Below are 15,459 nucleotides of genomic sequence, written 5' to 3'. Positions count from 1 at the left end.
CACCACCAACAACGCCCGCTGCGCAGCCCTTGCCCCATGGCTCGAGCACTACAACAATCAACGACGCCACTCAGCCATCGGAGGCCAACCCCCGATCAGCCGACTGTCACCAACCTGACTGCCGAGTACAACTAGCTCGTCCGCACCGGTGTATATCGATCCGGATCCTATCGTCGAGATTGCACTCATGGTCGTGATGTGTGCGCCGGTGGTGCCGCACAACCGTGGGTGCAATCTGGCGCGTAGGACGTGTCGACGAATATAGGGCGGGCCAGGTTGTCGACGAGTTGTCCGCGCGCACATCGCGCAGTCTGTTGGCGCAAGGCAACAAATGCCGTTATGAGAAAGTCTTGCCATGACTCAACTCAGCGGCAAGGTCGCATTGGTGACGGGCGCGTCGGCGGGGCTGGGCGCCGCAGTCGCGCAGCTGTTCGCCCAGCGCGGCGCGACGGTGTTCGGCATCGCACGCGACGCCGACCGGATGGCATCGGTGTTCGAGGCGGTGCCCGGCGGCCGTTTCGCGTCGGTGGACGTGGCGTCGTCGCAGGCCTGCCGCGACGCCGTCGCGCAGTGCGTCGACGCGTTCGGCCGACTCGATGTGCTGGTCAACGTCGCCGGTTTCCACCAGATGCGGCACACCACGACCGTGACCGACGACGAGTGGGACCGCGACCTCGCGGTGAACCTCAATGGGCCGTTCTACCTGTGCCGTGCCGCGCTGCCTCACCTGCTGGAGAGCGGCGGCAACATCGTCAACGTCGCCTCCATCGCCGGAGTCGAGGGTGAGGTCTACTCGGCCGGATACTGCGCGGCCAAACACGGGCTGGTCGGGCTGACCCGTGCACTGGCCGTCGAGTACACCAAGGACAAGATCCGGGTGAACGCGGTGTGCCCGGGCGGGATGCCGACAGCGCAAACCACAGAGTTCACTGCGCCCGACAACGCCGACTGGAATCTGATCATGCGCATCGCGTCGCCGCGCGGGTTCTCCGACACCGTCGACGTCGCCAAGGCGATCGCGTTTCTGGCCAGCGACGACGCCGCCGCGATCCACGGCGCGGTGTACCGCGTGGACAACGGCAAGGGTGCCGGCTGAAGGGATTTCAGAGCAGCTTGTGCTCGATCACCGTGGTGAGACGCGGTTTACGCCACCCGCCGGTGATCTTTTCGATCCGCACCCCCATCTCGCCGCCGGCGATCTCCAGCGTGCCGACCTGGTTGCGGAAGTGTGGCATCGTGACCGGCCGCCAGCGCAGTCGCGGCATGCCCACGTCCGTGGTCTTGACCAACAGCTTGCCGACGATCTCTGCCGTCCGAGTGTGGCCGAGCCGCAACACGATTCGCTCCACCGCCGACGGCTCCTTGCGCAATCCCGAGCACACCACCTGCCAGATCTTGGTCAACGCGTTCGGCGCGTCCTGCGGTAGCTCGATCTCCGACACCCAGCAGTGGTGGACGTCGCCGCCGAACATGACCATCGACTGCGGAGCCCCACCTCGTCTGCCGGTGGCGACGTCGATCACCAGGTCCTCGAACCGCCGGAAGCTGTAGTGGAAGCACGCCCAGTGGTCGAGGTTCGCCGCGATACGCACCTTCTCGCCGAGACCGGTCAGCCGTCGGCCCCAAGCGCCGTCGGTGACCGCCTCGGACCAGCCCTCGATGTGGTGCATGCCGTAGGGCAACAGGATCGGCAGCGAGCTCGCGAACAGCAGGTGGTCGTAGTTGCCGTCGACCCTGGCGGTGATCCACTCCCATTCCTCATCGGTCATGATGCGGCGTCGGCCCGGTTGCAGTTGCCTGCCGGTTCGCGAGTCGGCCACGATGAGCCGCGACGAGCCGAGGTCGCGGCACATGCTGAATCGGGAAGCGCCCTCGTCGCTTTCGGCCCGCTTGGCGAGCAGCCTGACCGGCTCTGTGCCGTCACGGCTGGCCAGGACCTGCTGGAAGGTTTCGTCATCGGCGAGCTCCTGCGGCGACATGTTGCCCAAGTGCTGGTAGATCCAGTAGGCCATCAAGCCGCCGATGATCCGGGTCTCGTACCAGTCGGTCTTGCGCTTCTCCTCCAGCCACGCCTGCGAGGTGTTCCACTTGTCGTTGATTTCGTGGTCGTCGAACATCATCGACGTCGGCAGCGTGGACAACATCCACCGCACCACAGGGTCGCTCCAGGCGTCCCAGTAGCCGATGCAGTACTCCTCGAAGTCTTCGAGCACCTCGACCGGCCCGTTGGCGTGTACCTCACGATCGGCGACGAGATCCCTGATCGTGTCGTTGACCTGATCGGCGTACAGCTGGTCGCCCATCATCAGCAACGCGTCGGGCCACAGCGCCGAGGGCTGTCGCAGCATCCGCATGCCGTAGGTGCGCAGCACGTCGATGCCCTTGCCCTTGGGATGCCACCAATGTTGATAGGTGTAGGGCGGACGGTGCGGCGCCGAGCAGCGGCACGACCCGAACAACAGCCGCAGGGATCCGTCGCGCGGCATCAGCCTGATGCGCGGCTGCGGGAACTCGTAGTCGTCCGGTGGCCACGCCTTGGCGCCATCGAGGTGGACCTCGTAGGGATGCTCGCGGTCCGGGTCCAGGTCCGCCACGCAGACGATCGCGAAATGGTGGCCTTCGACCTCAAAGGTGTTGGCGCCGTTACCGAGAACCTCGACGCGGCATGGCCCGTCGGTCTCCACCCAGACGGTCGCGTCCGTTTCGCCGACGTGGCGGAGCAGGGGCCCAACACGCACCTCGGGCATCACTCCATCATGCCCGCTCGTTGACGCCGGTGCACCCGTGTTCGGGCGCCGGCGCCAGCGGCGATTTCGGTGTAGTTGGTTGCGACCAGCGCGACCAACTACACCGAAACCACGCGAACTCAGTGCTCGGGCCGCCGACGTCCGAGGAAGAACGCCAGACCGATCGCGCCGAAGCCGAGCGTGCCGATCACGCCGGCCGCCACCATCAGGAAGATGTCCCTACCGGTGAGGCCGCCGGTCGACGCCTCGTCAGACGCGAGTCGCAACCGGTAGTCGCCGGGCAGCGGGCCCTCCGCCGGTTCGCTCAAACCGGGGAACTGCTGAGTCCGGTGCACCTCGAATTGGCGTTCCCCGCTTGCAGTCTGGGTCCACTCGCCCCAAGCCGGCGTGGCACCGTCGAGCAGCACCTTGCGGCCACCGTAGACGGGGTCCACACCGACGTCGACGATCTGGCGAACCCGGAACGGCTCATAGCGAGCATTGGAGTAGTTCACCAGGACCGGCACGTTGTCATAGCGCAACACCGGGGGCGGAGGTGGCGGCAACGGCAGGCCGACACCGGGGAAGTAACCACCGCCGAAGAAGCTGCCGACCGCGATGTTGGTCGCCGCCTGCGCGAGATTGGCCGCCACGTTGATGGGACTGAGCACAGCCGCCGTGAAGCTGTAGGCCGCGAACCGAGCGGCTTCGATCACGAGCCGCGTCAGCGGCGGGATGTACACGATGCGGGGCCGCATGTCGTAGACGTAGACGATGCGCACCGGCGCCCGGAACGGGTTCATCAGCACCGGCCGGTAGTACTCGTCGTACTCGATCCAGTCGGGCCGCCACTGGCGCACATTGCTGATCAACTCGAAGTCGCGGTCGCGCTTGGCCTCCAACTCGACCTTCGCGCTGGTGCTGGCTTCCAGGCCGTTCAGACCCAGGGTCAGGTCGACCGACTGCTTGAACGCGTTGACGTCCTGCTCGGGTGCGGCAGCGGGCTCCGGCTCGAAGATCGGTTCGGCTTTCTTGGCGAGCCGGATATTTTCGGCCGGGGCCTCGAGTGTCTCCGGGGCCAGTATCTCGATCTCCTTGGCGGCCTGCTCAATGGACACCGTCGGGGTTTCGGACCCCTCCTGTTCGGTCGCGGCGGTCTTGGATCCGCTGGTCGGTGTCTCGCTGTCCGTAGCCGGCGCGAGCGCGGCCGATGTGGACGTCGACGGATCGGCCGACTTACTGACCTCGGGCGCGGTCGACGGAGCAGCGCCGGTGGTCGTCGGCGCGGCCGACGTCTCCGGGGCCCGCTCGACGGTCGTCGACGGCTCGGCGCTCGGCGCGGTGGGCTCAGTCGGCTCCGCAGTCCGCACCGCCGCGCCGGTCGTCGGCGGAGCCACGGTTTGCGGCTCCGGCTCGGGCGCCGGCTCGGGTGCCAGCGTCGGCTCGGGCGCCGGCTGCGGTGCGGGTTCCGGCTCCGGTTCGGGTGCGGGTTCCGGCTCGATGACGACGGGCTCCTGCGTCTGTGGCGCTTGCGTCTGCGGTGCCTCCTGGGTGCGCGGCACGTCGGGGACGACGGGCTCCGGTGCCGCCGTCGGCTGTTCGGCCGTCACCTCGTGCTTTGGAGCTCTCACTTCGGGTTCCGGCGCCACCGTCGTCACGACGTCGTCGGAGTCCGGCTTCGCAATGGCGGGGGCGACACCAACGGTCAGTGCGGTCATGGAGATCACGACCCCCGACGCCAGGGCGGCGATGCCTCGCCTGCGGACATCATCCAGCGGTGCACCCATCGTGCATCGACTCCCTTCTCATGGGCGGCATTCACCGCCGCTCCCCCGACGCTACGAATTTGTTGGGCAACTGGAGGTTCGCCTGAGGCGCCCGCGACGCTCCGGTCTCAGATGATTCATCGTTGAGACGGCTTGGGCGTTACACATCGAAGGCCGCCGGTGGGCGTCTACAGCGAACAGAAGTTAAATGCGCTATCGGTGTGGCTAGTGGTGCCTGTGGGACCCAGCAAGTGGGTGCGAGGTCAGGGCTTACGGCGCCGAAGACCGCCGACCGCGAGCGCGATACCGATCAGCGCGATGATCGGTCCGAGGATCGACCAGGTGGTGGTGTTGCTCATCGGGCTGCCGCCGACCACACCGAATCCTTGGAGCGTGAACAGCAGGCCGAACAGCGCGACGATCACACCGAGCAGGGCGATGGCGAACCTCATGCCTTCACAGTAGGCGCGACGTTCAGCGCCGCTGCGACAGGTACTTCTGATACGCCTCAGCGGCGGCCGCCAATTCCGGGCGGGCGTCGAGCACGGGCTTCAACTTCTGGCGCGCCTGCTCCCGCTTGTAGGGCAGAAATTCGGTCGGGAAGTCGCCGTCATGCGGCTTATAGTCGCGCAGCACGCGCCGCGCGACCGTGGCCTTGTGCACCTCGTCGACGCCGTCGGCGATACCCATCGTCGGGGCGCCGGCGTACATCGCCTGGATCGGGGTGAGATCGGTCGTGCCGAGCGAACCCAGAACGTGCAGCGCGTTGAACGACACCTCGCGCAGCGCCTTCGCCATCGTGAACTTGACGGCGGCGATCTCGGTGCGGGTTTCCTGGGTCGAGGTGTTGTCGATCTTCCACGCGGTCTCCAGGACGAACAGACGCAGCATCTTGATCATCGCGTAGGACTCGGCGATCTTCTCCTGCACCATCTGATGTTCGGCGATGACCTTGCCGTGCGATTCGCGGCTCAGCGCCCGCTCGCACATCATGTCGAACGCGAGCTTGCACTGCGCGATCGTGCGCATGGCGTGGTGGATGCGCCCGCCGCCGAGTCGCCGCTGCGCCAACACCTTTGCGCCGTTCTCCGGGCCCAGGAGATGGTCGAGCGGCACCCGCACGTCTCGGTAGATGATGTGGTTGTGGTTGCGCGGCTCGGGCATGATCTCCACGCCGGGTGTCTTGCGCGGGACGACGAACATGCCGTTGGTGCACATCACGAACAGGATGTCGGCGACGCGCCCGGCCGAGGTGAACCACTTCTCGCCGTTGATCACCCACTCGTCGCCGTCTCGCACGGCGTGGGTCTTGAACAGGTTGGGGTCGCTGCCACCCTGCGGCTCGGTCATCGAGTACGCCGAGAACATGTCCTGGTTGAGCAGCGGCTTGAGCCACCGTTCCTTCTGTTCGTCGGTTCCGTATGCGGCCAGCATCTCCATGTTTCCGGTGTCCGGCGCCGACGCGCCGAACATGTGCGGGGCGCCGGCGTAGCGGCCGATGATCTCGTTGAGCAGGCCGAGCTTGAGCTGCCCGAACCCCGGCCCGCCGAGATCCTTGTCGAGGAAGATCGCCCACAGGCCCTGGTCCTTGACCTCCTGCTGGAGCTCACGCACGTAGGCCTTGACCGCCGGATCGGGTGATCGCACCGCGTAGGGAAACACGTGGTCGAGTGGCTCGACCTTTTCCTCACAGAACTGCTTGACCCAGTCGAGCTTCTCTTGGAATTCCGGTTCGGTGCTGAAGTCCCACGCCATGCTCGCAGTCTGTCACCACACCACCCACGCGATGCCTCAATCCGGCCTCGGTAACGCCGGAGTCTCGATCTGCATCCGATCCTGCGTGCCCCGACCCGAAACGGGTAGTCGGGCGCTAGGAAGGACGTGACATGACTACGCGTGCGCTCACAGCGCTTTCGATCGCAGCGGTGGGCCTACTGATGGCCGCACCGCAGGCTGCCGCAACGCCCGAGGACGATCTCTGCCGCAGCATCACCTCGGTGGGATACACGGGCGACTGCTCCACACTGACCACCCTCGCCCGTGATGCGTGCGCGCAGCTCGCCCGCGGTGCCGACTCGACCGCCGTGGCCGAGAAGTTGGACATCGCGACCGAGGACGAAACACTGTCGAACTTCATCGTGGCCGGTGCGCGCCTGTATTTGTGCCCGGAGCCCAAGCAAGCGTGATCCGCTGAGGCGGTTGGCGGCGCTAGACTCCGACGGCAATGAATGCCCGTCTCGACGCTGCCAGGACCGTTGCCGCCGCGGGCATCGCGGTGATCTTGTTCGCGCCGGTCGGCTGCTCGAGCCCTGACAGGCCGGAGGCCTCGTCCACGACGACGGCAGCGCCGGCTTCCCCGTTGCCGACACCGGCAGCCGAGGCCCCGCGCCGCGAGTTGGCATCCGACCCGGTGCGCATGGCCGACGATCTGGTCGCCGACGAACGCGTGCTGCGCGACCCGTCATCGTCCGAGGCGCTGATGACCGCGGCGGCGCACCGGCAGCAAGCGGCATACCGGGCGCTGGGACGGCATCCCGAATGGGATCCGATCGTGCGCCCGCGAATTCCGCCGGAGTTCCTGCAGATCTACGACCACAACGTCAACGCGCGTCGAGAACTCGGGGTGATGAGTCGGCCCAAGGACACGCTGCCTGCATGGCGGATCGTCCCACCCACACCCGCCGACGAGCTGATGGGCTACTACCGCGAGGCCGAGTCCGAGTTCGGTGTCGGCTGGAACTTCCTGGCGGCGATCAACCTCATCGAAACCGCGTTCGGACGGGTGGCGGGCGTGAGCACCGCGGGCGCGCAGGGTCCGATGCAGTTCATGCCCTCGACATTCGCCGCCTACGGCGCGGGTGGCGATATCCTCTCGCCGCGCGACAGCATCATGGCGGCCGGCCGCTACCTCGCCGCCAACGGGTTCGCCGGCGACCGCGATTACGCGCTGTACCGGTACAACAACTCGAACAACTACGTCCGGGCGGTCAGTGACTACGCCGCGGTTCTGGCCGCCGATCCCGCCGCGTTCGCCGGCTATCACCGGTGGGAGGTGTACTACCTGTCAACGGCCGGTGACGTGCTGCTGCCGGTCGGCTATAACGAGACCTCCCCCATACCCGTCGCGACCTACCTTGCGTCGTCGGCGAAGTCGTCACCCGACGTCCAGATCTCCGAGCAGAGCGCGCAGACACTCGAGAGGTTGCTGACTGTCAAAAAGGGTGCGGCCGGCGCCGCCCCGCCCGAGATGTCCGACGCGATTTCGCGGCAGTTCCTCGACACGCCCTATGGCGCAGACACTCTCGTCGGTTCCGCGAGCGAGCCCGAAAAGCTCGTCGTTGAACTGTCGAGGGTCGACTGTTTCACCTATGCCGATTACGTCGAGGCGCTGAAGCGGGCTGGAAACCGCGATGAGTTCATCGCCGCACTCATCGAGGTCCGCTACCGGGACGGCGTCGTGAGCTTCCCGAACCGCAAACACTTCTTCACTGACTGGGCCGCGGGGACGCCCGCTATCGCGACCGACATTACGACGACCTTGAGTCCCAACGCCGTTCAGGTGCAGAAGAACCTGAACCAGAAGGATTCCGGCGGGGTGTATCTGCCCGGGTTGCCGGTCATACCGCGAACGGTGACCTACATTCCGAGCGCACAGGTCGACGGCGGCGTGCTGAGCCAGCTGCGTACCGGCGACTACATCGGTTCGTACGCCGAAGACGGCGGCCTCGATGTCACGCACGTGGGCATTTTCATCGATACCCCGCACGGCCCCGTCGTGCGGAACGCGTCATCACTGGACGCCGACGAAAAGGTCGTCGACACCCCGTTACAGGACTATCTGCGCAACGTGCCCGGAGTGGTGGTACTCCGCCCGGTTCGTTGACAAGTCACAGACACTCGTGAGCTTGAATCAGCCGCTCGGCCATACCAATCCGCACGCGGCGCGGCCGGGGTATCGTCTGCCTTCTCCTCCAGGAGGCGATCATGGGAGATGGCGCTGCAACACAACGAATCTCGCCGATAGGAGCGACACCATGGTCGATTCCGGGCCGAATGGGCATCCCGCACGTTCGACAACCGCTATCGAGACGTCAGCTTGCTCGGCGGCGTCACAACTTCAACCGCTCTATCTGCTGGCAGACAGTCAGCTCCTGTTCTGGAAGCGGCACAATCGATTGCTTCTCGAGGCTGTTCTCGATGGATTGGTTGACGATGCAGGGATCAGCGCGGCCTACATCGGCGCCTCCAACGGGGACCGCCCGGAGTTCTACGACATCTTCGAGGCGGCGGTGGACGCGATCGGCATCACCGATCGTCGCATGATCGAGTCGTCGTTCGGCCCGGACGATCGCGCTTTCTTGGAGCATGCCCAATTGGTCGTGCTGGCGGGCGGCGACGTGCGTCTCGGCTGGGACACGTTCAAGAGAACCGGCATGAACGAGGTGATCCTGGATCGCTACGCGCAAGGGGCCGTCCTGGTTGGGATTTCAGCCGGCGCGGTCCAACTCGGACGCCATGCAATCGTCGACACCGTCGAATCCTCTGCGAGCGGGCTGCTCGATGTGCTGTCGCTCGTCCCCATGGTCATCGACACGCACGACGAAGGAGCGGAGTGGGCGCGGCTGTCGCGCACAGTTCAGCAGCTGGAGGGAACGGCCGTCGGGCTCGGAATCCCCGCTGGTGGCGGCGTCGTCGTACACACGGATATGACCGTCGAGCCGCTGCGGCGTCCCGCCCACGAATTCCGGCTGGACGGCTCTCGAGTCGTCCACTCGTTGTTGTGGCCCGCAGAGGACGACTGATTGGTTGCCGACAAACGTGCGTGGCATCTATCGGACCGTCGGGCTGTCAGTCACAATGGAAGCGTCAATGTCTCCGCGAAGGGACGGAATCGTGGGGTCTTCGAGAAGGGTCCTCAGCCGGCCGGATCTCCACTCATGGGCCGAGCGGGCGCTCGCGACGCGGGCGACCGTCCTCCAATTCGCCGAGCGGTATCCGTGGGCCGTCGGGGTGGTCGCCGTCCCGTTGGTCGTCCTCGGTTTGGCCGGGGTGGCCATCTACCCATACGTTTTCGTGCCGCTGTTGTTGTTGGCCAGCGCGGCGCTGATCGTCGTTGAAGTCTGCGCGGCCCAGCAGGAGGAGGCCGAGCACCAGACGCACGTCGCTGCTGGCAGAGCTGAGCGAATGCATGGCCCAGCAAGCACCTATGCCGTCCCGAATCTGCCGCCGCTGGGTTCGGAAGCGCGCGCGCAAGCAGAAGCCGTCGAAGCCCGGGCCCGCGCAACGGAGTTGTGGGCACAGGCGAAAGCCGCCGAAGTCCGGGCCGTGGCCGCCGAGGCCCGTGCGCGCGAAGCGAAGCTGCGGCGTGAGGCGAAGGACGAGGCAGAGGCCGAAACCATACAGTTCCCGCGCATCGACCAGCCGTAGCCGAGGGGCGATTCGGGTTCTGCCCGGATGGGGCCGACGAACCCCACCGAAACTACTTTCGCGACAGTGCGTTTGAGGAGCAGAGCCAAAGGAGCCGGGCTCGCGGGCGGCTGGAAGAAGTAGGGCATGCCCGCGGTGATTCCGGGAGCGTCGTCGTTGGCGGAGTCTCGTGCAGCCCGACTAGTTCGGTCCTTGCCGTAATCCGAGGGTATTGACGATCACTCGTGCGATTTGGTCCGACGTAGACTTTGGCGCCGACAAAGATTCGTTATTCCTATCCTGTCGCCCGCGCGTCGGTCACAATACGGAGGCCAACATCTCCGCGGAGGGATGGGATCGTGGGGTCTTCTTCCAGGATGGCCACTAGTGGGCTGGGGCTCAGGTCGTGGGTTGCGCAGGCGTTGAAGATGCTGGCCGAAATCGTCCGGATAGGTGAGCGGTATCCGTCGGCCGCAATGATGGTCGCGGTACCTCTGGCGGTCGTCGGCTTCGCCGGGGTGGTCACGAACCCATCGCTGTTCGTGCCGCTACTGGCGCTGGCCGCCGTGACTCTGGTTGTCGTCGAGTTCCTCGTGGACAAGCAGAGAACCGCCGGGAACCGCGCGCATGACGGAGGGCGCCACCAGAAGCGGCGCGGCGACCGAGGATGGCAAGCCAAGCCGAATCTGCCGCAGCGAGAGTTGGAAGCACGCGCGCGGGCGGAAGCCGCCGAAGCCCAGGCGCTAGCCGCCGAGACGCGGACGCGGGCAGAGGCTACCCAAGCCCAAGCACTAGCCGCCGAAGCCGAGGCGGTGGCCGCCGAGGCCGAAGCGCTGGCGGCCGAGGCAACCGCGCAGGCAAAAGCGGCCGAAGCCCAAGCTTTAGCCGCCGAAACCGAAGCGCTGGCCGCCGAAGCCCAAGCGCAAGCGGAGGCCGCCGAAGCCCAAGCCCGCGCCGCCGAAGCCAAGGCTCACTCGCGGGCCCGGACAGAAGCCGCCGAAACCGAAGCTCGCGCGGCCGAGGCGAGGAAGCAGGCAGCAGCCGCCGAAGCCAAAGCCCGCGCCGCCGAGGTCTGGGCACAAGCAGAGGCCGCCGAAGCCCAAGCCCGCGCGGCCGAGGCGAGGAAGCAGGCAGCAGCCGCCGAAGCCAAAGCCCGCGCCGCCGAGGCCTGGGCACAAGCAGAGGCCGCCGAAGCCCAAGCCCGCGCCGCCGAAGTGAGTACCTACTTGCAGGCGCAAGCAGATGCCGCCGAAACTGAAGCCCGCGCGGCCGAGGCGAGGGAGCAGGCAGCAGCCGCCGAAGCCAAAGCCCGCGCCGCCGAGGTGTGGGCGGCGTCAGAAGCCGCCGAAGCCCGCCGCCGAGCCGCCGAGGCGCGGGCTCGGGCAACGCAGCTGCGGCTTGACGCAGAAGCCGGGAAACACTTTCCCCGCGTGGATTGACCGCGGCCGACGATTGCGTGCTGCTGTCGGGCTGCGCAGATTCGGATCAAACATCTGCGCCCGCACCGACGCCCGATGGATCAGCCGAAGTAGGTGTAAAGCATCAGCCGAAACACTGTCAGCCATCAACCGAAGTAGAAACGTCAAGCATCAGCCGAGGTAATACACCAAGAAGTGGGGCGGGCGGGGCTCGAACCCGCGACCAACGGATTATGAGTCCGCGGCTCTAACCAACTGAGCTACCGCCCCCGGGCGCGCTGTGCGGCACCAATGTTCCCACATGCTCCACTGTGCGGCGCCCAGCGACCGATTCGCTCCCCGCGAATTTGTCGCTACCGGCCCATCGTTCCCCGACAGCCAGCGCCCACTAAGCGATGTCGGCGTACACCGGCTGCCCGTCGGCGCCGATCTGGTACCGCTCGGTGCCCTCGGCGATCCGGGGCGCGTCGGCCGCCAGCGACACCGCGATCTTGTTCGTCGCGTTGCGCATGACGTCCAGCGTCAACTCCCAGGCCTGCTGCTCCGAGAAGTGCCGGCGTACGCCCGCGGCCACCTCCGCCTCGATCCGTGCCGGCGACCAGATCAACGCGTCGACGTATCGCAACGCCGCCTTGTGCGCGTCGCTGAGGCCGTCGGCGGATTCGTACCGCTCGATCTGCTCGTACAGCTCCTCCGACCCGCCCACGTCCAACGCGTTGCCCTCGCGCAACGACTTGCACAGCCGGCAGTTGTGCTGCGTCGCCCCGCGCAAGCGGACGATCTCGGTCGTCACCGGATCCAGTGCCCCTAACCGCGCCACCGCCGGGGCGAATCCGTTGAGCAGCGCATCGACGGGATCCGACTCGTGGTCCCACTCGACGACGCTGTAGTCACCGGGCCTACCGAGACCCAGCGCTTCACATCCCGCCCACACCCGCGGCACGAAATCGGCGATGAAGATCGCGGCAACTGTTCGAAATGCCTTGTCGCTCAACGTCTCCAGCATCCGCTTGCGTTGGTTGTCGCCGAGTCCCGACACGTCGACCGCGAACTGTTCGGCGAACGCCGCCACCACCCGACCGGCTTCGCTGGCCTCGTCGACGACGTCGACTTCCACCGGCAGCGGCGGCAACGACAACGCCCGCCCGCACGTCAGCCGAATCAGCGTGTCTTGCCTGCAATCGCCCGAGGACATCGCGACCAATCCGGCGATCCGGTCGGCCAACTCATCAGCGCCCACCCAGGGATTATTGCGCCTGACTGACCGACGACATGTGAAAGTCGGGAATCCGCAACGTCGGCATCGCCGCCCGCGTCGCCCAGTCGCCCCATTCGCGCGGCAGCGTGACCTCGCTGACGCCGGCCTCCGTCGCCCGGCGCAGCAGGTCGAGCGGGCTTTCGTTGAACCGAAAATTGTTGACAGCGGCTGTCACTTCGCCGTCCTCGACCAGGTAGACACCGTCGCGAGTGAGCCCCGTCAGCAGCAGCACCGAAGGGTCGACCGTGCGGATGTACCACAGCGTGCTCAGCAGCAGTCCGCGCTCGGTGCCCGCGACCATGTCGGCGAGCCCGGCCTGCCCTCCGGTCATCAGCAGGTTGTCCGCCGGCACCGCCGGGGCCGTGTCGAACTCCGCGGCCGCCGCCCGTGAGTACGCCAACGCGTTGATGGCGCCGTCACGTATCCAGTCCACCCGGTTGACGTCCATCCCGTTGTCGAAAACCGAAACCCGTTCCGATGACACCGGCGTCGCGACGAACGGCGTGCAGGCCAGCCCATCGGCGAACGGATCGGAGTACAGCGTCAGCGGCAGGCCGGTGAGCTTCTCCCCCACCCGCGTGCCGCCGCCGGGTGCGGAGAACGCGGTGCGGCCCTCCTGCGCACCCCGGCCGTCCATCGCCCACGTCAGGTAGATCATCAGGTCGGCCACCGCCGACGGGGGCAGGATCGTCTCGTAACGCCCGGCCGGCAACTCGACCGCCCGCTGCGCCCACCCCAATCGCGTCGACAGTTCGTCGAGCATGGAATCCGTTGGCACATCGGTGAAGTCAGCGGTACTGACGCCGACCCAGGCGCTGGCGCCGTCCCGCTTGGCGTTGATCTCCACCGAACCCGTCGGCTGGGTGTAGCGCCGTCGCAGCCCGCCAGAGGTCGCTACGAATGTCGTCTCGAGGATGTGCCGCGCGTACCCGTACAACCGGTTGCGGCCGCGGAACCCGCGGGCCAGTCCGTCCGCCACCGGCAAGAAGACCTCCGCGCCGGTGCTCGGCACGGGGGCGTCCCAATCGGGTGGTACGTCACCACTCGTCAGCAGCGGTGCGCTGTCGCGGGCCTCGGGCGCCGAACGCGCGGCCTCCTGCGACGCCGCCACCAGCGCCGCGATGGTCGTCGGGTCCACCTCGCTCGAGCGCATGGAACCGACGTGCGACTCGCTGCCGTTGCGTACCACCGAGATCACCGTCGTGTAGCGACTCGTCGACTCACCGTTGGTGGTCATCGAGTTGCCCGCCCACCGCAGCGACGCGTCGGCGCGGTCGGTCACCAACACGATCGTCTCGTCGGCTTCGCCCCGCCGGTCGGCCTCGGCCAGCGCGATCTCCACCACTTGCTGTGCGCCGATCATCGACTACCGCCCTGCCTCGGTCCGGGTGTTGAGCACGTTCACCCCTCGAAACAGCGCCGACGGGCAGCCGTGGCTGACCGCGGCCACCTGACCGGGCTGCGCCTTGCCGCAGTTGAACGCCCCGCCGAGCCGCCACGTCGACGGCCCGCCGACGGCCTCCAGCGATCCCCAGAAATCCGTTGTCGTCGCCTGGTATGCCACGTCGCGTAGCTGGCCGTCGAGCCGGCCGTCGCGGATCCGGAAGAACCGCTGACCGGTGAACTGAAAGTTGTAGCGCTGCATGTCGATCGACCAACTTTTGTCACCGACGATGTAGATGCCGTCATCCACGCGGGCGATGAGTTCCTCGGTGCTCACATTGTCGGCGGCCGGCTCCAGCGAGACATTGGGCATCCGCTGGATCGGCACGTGATGCGGCGAGTCGGCGTACGCACAGCCGTTGGACCGTCCGACACCGAGCCGCGGCGCGAACACCCTATCCAGTTGATAGCCGACGAAGATGCCGTCGCGCACCAGGTCCCACTTCTGTGCCTGCACCCCTTCGTCATCGAATCCGACAGTCGCCAGGCCGTATTCGACGGTCCGGTCGGCGGTCACGTTCATCACCGGTGAGCCGTAGCGCATGCTGCCGAGCTTGTCGGGTGTGGCGAAGGACGTGCCCGCATACGCTGCCTCGTAGCCGATCGCCCGGTCGTATTCGGTGGCGTGGCCGACGGATTCGTGAATCGTCAGCCACAGGTTCGACGGGTCGATGACCAGGTCCGTGGGGCCCGCGGCGACAGAGGGGGCCTTGACTTTTTCGGCCAGCCACGTCGGCAGCATGGCGAGTTCGTCGGTCCAGTCCCACACGTCGTCACCGTTCACGTACTCCCAGCCCCGGGCGGTGGGCGGCGCCAGCGTGCGCATCGTCTCGAAGGTCCCCGCCGCAGCGTCGACGGCGACCGCATCCAGCGACGGCTGTACCCGCACCCGTTGCTGGGTGATCGTCGAGCCGAACGAGTCGGCGTAGAACGTCTGCTCCTTCGCGGTGTGCAAACCGGCAGAGACGTGGTCGACGCCGTCAGCGGCCAGCAGCCGGCCCGAGTATTCGCCGAGGACGTCCAGCTTGTCGCTGATACCCACATTGAACGGGTCGATCCGGTAGTCCGAAACCCAAGTGGCATCTGCGTATACGGGTTCGGCGGCGAGCTCGATGCGCTCGGCGTTCAGCGGCGCCAGCGTCCTGGCCACCTGCACGGCGCGGCGCGCGGTCTCGGCCGCGACGCCGGCGCTGAGCTCGGCGTGCGAGGCGAACCCCCAGGTGCCGTCGACGATCACCCGCACCGCGAAACCGATCTCCCGGTCGACGACCGCGGTCTGCAGCTCGCCGTCACGCAACTGCACGATCTCCGTCGTGATCGCGTGGATCCGCAGATCCGCGTAGCTGGCACCGGCGGACAACGCCGCCGACATCGCCGCGTCGGCCAGCCCATACCGCGGCAAATCGAGGAAGTCGGCATCGACTCGTCGGGTGGCTGTCACG

14 protein-coding genes, 1 tRNA gene and 1 pseudogene are annotated in these 15,459 nt (G+C 66.9%); 8 read left to right on the top strand and 8 right to left on the bottom strand.

The features are described from left to right. Both AU188_RS24945 and AU188_RS11570 read left to right on the top strand, forming a co-directional pair. A partial coding sequence (locus AU188_RS24945) for an integrase core domain-containing protein (protein WP_156426636.1) occupies window positions 1-118 on the top strand: 118 nt, incomplete at its 5' end. Between the two features lie 237 nt (window positions 119-355). Beyond that, window positions 356-1,096, top strand: coding sequence for an SDR family NAD(P)-dependent oxidoreductase (locus tag AU188_RS11570; protein ID WP_059163802.1), 741 nt, complete (start codon window positions 356-358; stop codon window positions 1,094-1,096). A 7-nt stretch (window positions 1,097-1,103) separates the two neighbouring features. Here AU188_RS11570 and AU188_RS11565 read toward each other — a convergent pair whose 3' ends face one another. From AU188_RS11565 to AU188_RS11550, 4 genes are all read right to left on the bottom strand, one after another. Next, window positions 1,104-2,747 carry a DUF7800 domain-containing protein gene (locus AU188_RS11565; protein WP_059163801.1) on the bottom strand — a complete coding sequence of 548 codons (1,644 nt, stop codon included), beginning with the start codon at window positions 2,745-2,747 and terminating at the stop codon, window positions 1,104-1,106. Window positions 2,748-2,866: 119 nt separating this feature from the next. After that, entirely contained in the window at window positions 2,867-4,513 is a 1,647-nt protein-coding gene (locus tag AU188_RS11560) for a hypothetical protein (RefSeq protein WP_059163800.1), read from the bottom strand. Window positions 4,514-4,755: 242 nt separating this feature from the next. After that, window positions 4,756-4,944 carry a hypothetical protein gene (locus AU188_RS11555; RefSeq protein WP_059163799.1) on the bottom strand — a complete coding sequence of 63 codons (189 nt, stop codon included), beginning with the start codon at window positions 4,942-4,944 and terminating at the stop codon, window positions 4,756-4,758. 22 nt (window positions 4,945-4,966) lie between these two features. Continuing rightward, the gene (locus AU188_RS11550) at window positions 4,967-6,247 is read right to left on the bottom strand and encodes an acyl-CoA dehydrogenase family protein (RefSeq protein WP_059163798.1); all 1,281 of its coding nucleotides are present in this window, start codon (window positions 6,245-6,247) and stop codon (window positions 4,967-4,969) included. Between the two features lie 131 nt (window positions 6,248-6,378). Between AU188_RS11550 and AU188_RS11545 the strand changes: the two genes are divergently transcribed. The 6 genes and pseudogenes from AU188_RS11545 (at window position 6,379) to AU188_RS11525 (ending at window position 11,337) form a co-directional block, all read left to right on the top strand. Continuing rightward, entirely contained in the window at window positions 6,379-6,678 is a 300-nt protein-coding gene (locus tag AU188_RS11545; protein WP_059163797.1) for a DUF732 domain-containing protein, read from the top strand. Between the two features lie 38 nt (window positions 6,679-6,716). Beyond that, window positions 6,717-7,643 (top strand): annotated as a pseudogene (locus AU188_RS25755) (lytic transglycosylase domain-containing protein); the annotation flags it as partial. Window positions 7,644-7,739: 96 nt separating this feature from the next. Further along, a complete protein-coding gene (locus tag AU188_RS25750; protein ID WP_286137409.1) occupies window positions 7,740-8,375 on the top strand; it encodes a DUF1460 domain-containing protein in 636 nt (211 codons plus the stop codon). A gap of 199 nt (window positions 8,376-8,574) precedes the next feature. Further along, a complete protein-coding gene (locus AU188_RS11535) occupies window positions 8,575-9,294 on the top strand; it encodes a Type 1 glutamine amidotransferase-like domain-containing protein (RefSeq protein WP_059163866.1) in 720 nt (239 codons plus the stop codon). Window positions 9,295-9,385: 91 nt separating this feature from the next. Then, window positions 9,386-9,919 (top strand): hypothetical protein, encoded by a 534-nt coding sequence (locus AU188_RS11530; RefSeq protein ID WP_156426635.1) that lies wholly within the window; start codon window positions 9,386-9,388, stop codon window positions 9,917-9,919. A gap of 356 nt (window positions 9,920-10,275) precedes the next feature. Continuing rightward, window positions 10,276-11,337 (top strand): hypothetical protein, encoded by a 1,062-nt coding sequence (locus AU188_RS11525; RefSeq protein WP_082686586.1) that lies wholly within the window; start codon window positions 10,276-10,278, stop codon window positions 11,335-11,337. Window positions 11,338-11,512: 175 nt separating this feature from the next. Here the strand turns inward: AU188_RS11525 and AU188_RS11520 are convergent. The 4 genes from AU188_RS11520 to AU188_RS11505 all read right to left on the bottom strand — a co-directional run bounded on the left by AU188_RS11520 (window position 11,513) and on the right by AU188_RS11505 (window position 15,389). Further along, window positions 11,513-11,586: transfer RNA gene (locus AU188_RS11520), tRNA-Ile, on the bottom strand. A 118-nt stretch (window positions 11,587-11,704) separates the two neighbouring features. After that, entirely contained in the window at window positions 11,705-12,511 is an 807-nt protein-coding gene (locus tag AU188_RS11515; protein ID WP_059163865.1) for a carboxymuconolactone decarboxylase family protein, read from the bottom strand. 52 nt (window positions 12,512-12,563) lie between these two features. After that, on the bottom strand, window positions 12,564-13,937 hold the full coding sequence (locus AU188_RS11510; RefSeq protein WP_059163793.1) for a TldD/PmbA family protein: 1,374 nt from the start codon (window positions 13,935-13,937) through the stop codon (window positions 12,564-12,566). Between the two features lie 3 nt (window positions 13,938-13,940). Continuing rightward, a complete protein-coding gene (locus AU188_RS11505) occupies window positions 13,941-15,389 on the bottom strand; it encodes a TldD/PmbA family protein (protein ID WP_502687608.1) in 1,449 nt (482 codons plus the stop codon). Window positions 15,390-15,459: the final 70 nt, after the last annotated feature.

This window comes from Mycobacterium sp. IS-3022 (assembly GCF_001500065.1).
GTDB lineage: Bacteria > Actinomycetota > Actinomycetes > Mycobacteriales > Mycobacteriaceae > Mycobacterium.
This window is presented reverse-complemented; position numbering and strand designations above follow the sequence as displayed.

Bases quoted from the DNA above. Each gene is read 5' to 3' on its own strand.
- AU188_RS11570 (WP_059163802.1), top strand. From the start codon at position 356: ATGACTCAACTCAGCGGCAAGGTCGCATTGGTGACGGGCGCGTCGGCG.
- AU188_RS11565 (WP_059163801.1), bottom strand. From the start codon at position 2,747: ATGCCCGAGGTGCGTGTTGGGCCCCTGCTCCGCCACGTCGGCGAAACG.
- AU188_RS11560 (WP_059163800.1), bottom strand. From the start codon at position 4,513: ATGGGTGCACCGCTGGATGATGTCCGCAGGCGAGGCATCGCCGCCCTG.
- AU188_RS11555 (WP_059163799.1), bottom strand. From the start codon at position 4,944: ATGAGGTTCGCCATCGCCCTGCTCGGTGTGATCGTCGCGCTGTTCGGC.
- AU188_RS11550 (WP_059163798.1), bottom strand. From the start codon at position 6,247: ATGGCGTGGGACTTCAGCACCGAACCGGAATTCCAAGAGAAGCTCGAC.
- AU188_RS11545 (WP_059163797.1), top strand. From the start codon at position 6,379: ATGACTACGCGTGCGCTCACAGCGCTTTCGATCGCAGCGGTGGGCCTA.
- AU188_RS25750 (WP_286137409.1), top strand. From the start codon at position 7,740: ATGTCCGACGCGATTTCGCGGCAGTTCCTCGACACGCCCTATGGCGCA.
- AU188_RS11525 (WP_082686586.1), top strand. From the start codon at position 10,276: ATGGCCACTAGTGGGCTGGGGCTCAGGTCGTGGGTTGCGCAGGCGTTG.
- AU188_RS11515 (WP_059163865.1), bottom strand. From the start codon at position 12,511: ATGTCCTCGGGCGATTGCAGGCAAGACACGCTGATTCGGCTGACGTGC.
- AU188_RS11510 (WP_059163793.1), bottom strand. From the start codon at position 13,937: ATGATCGGCGCACAGCAAGTGGTGGAGATCGCGCTGGCCGAGGCCGAC.
- AU188_RS11505 (WP_502687608.1), bottom strand. From the start codon at position 15,389: ATGTCGGCGGCGTTGTCCGCCGGTGCCAGCTACGCGGATCTGCGGATC.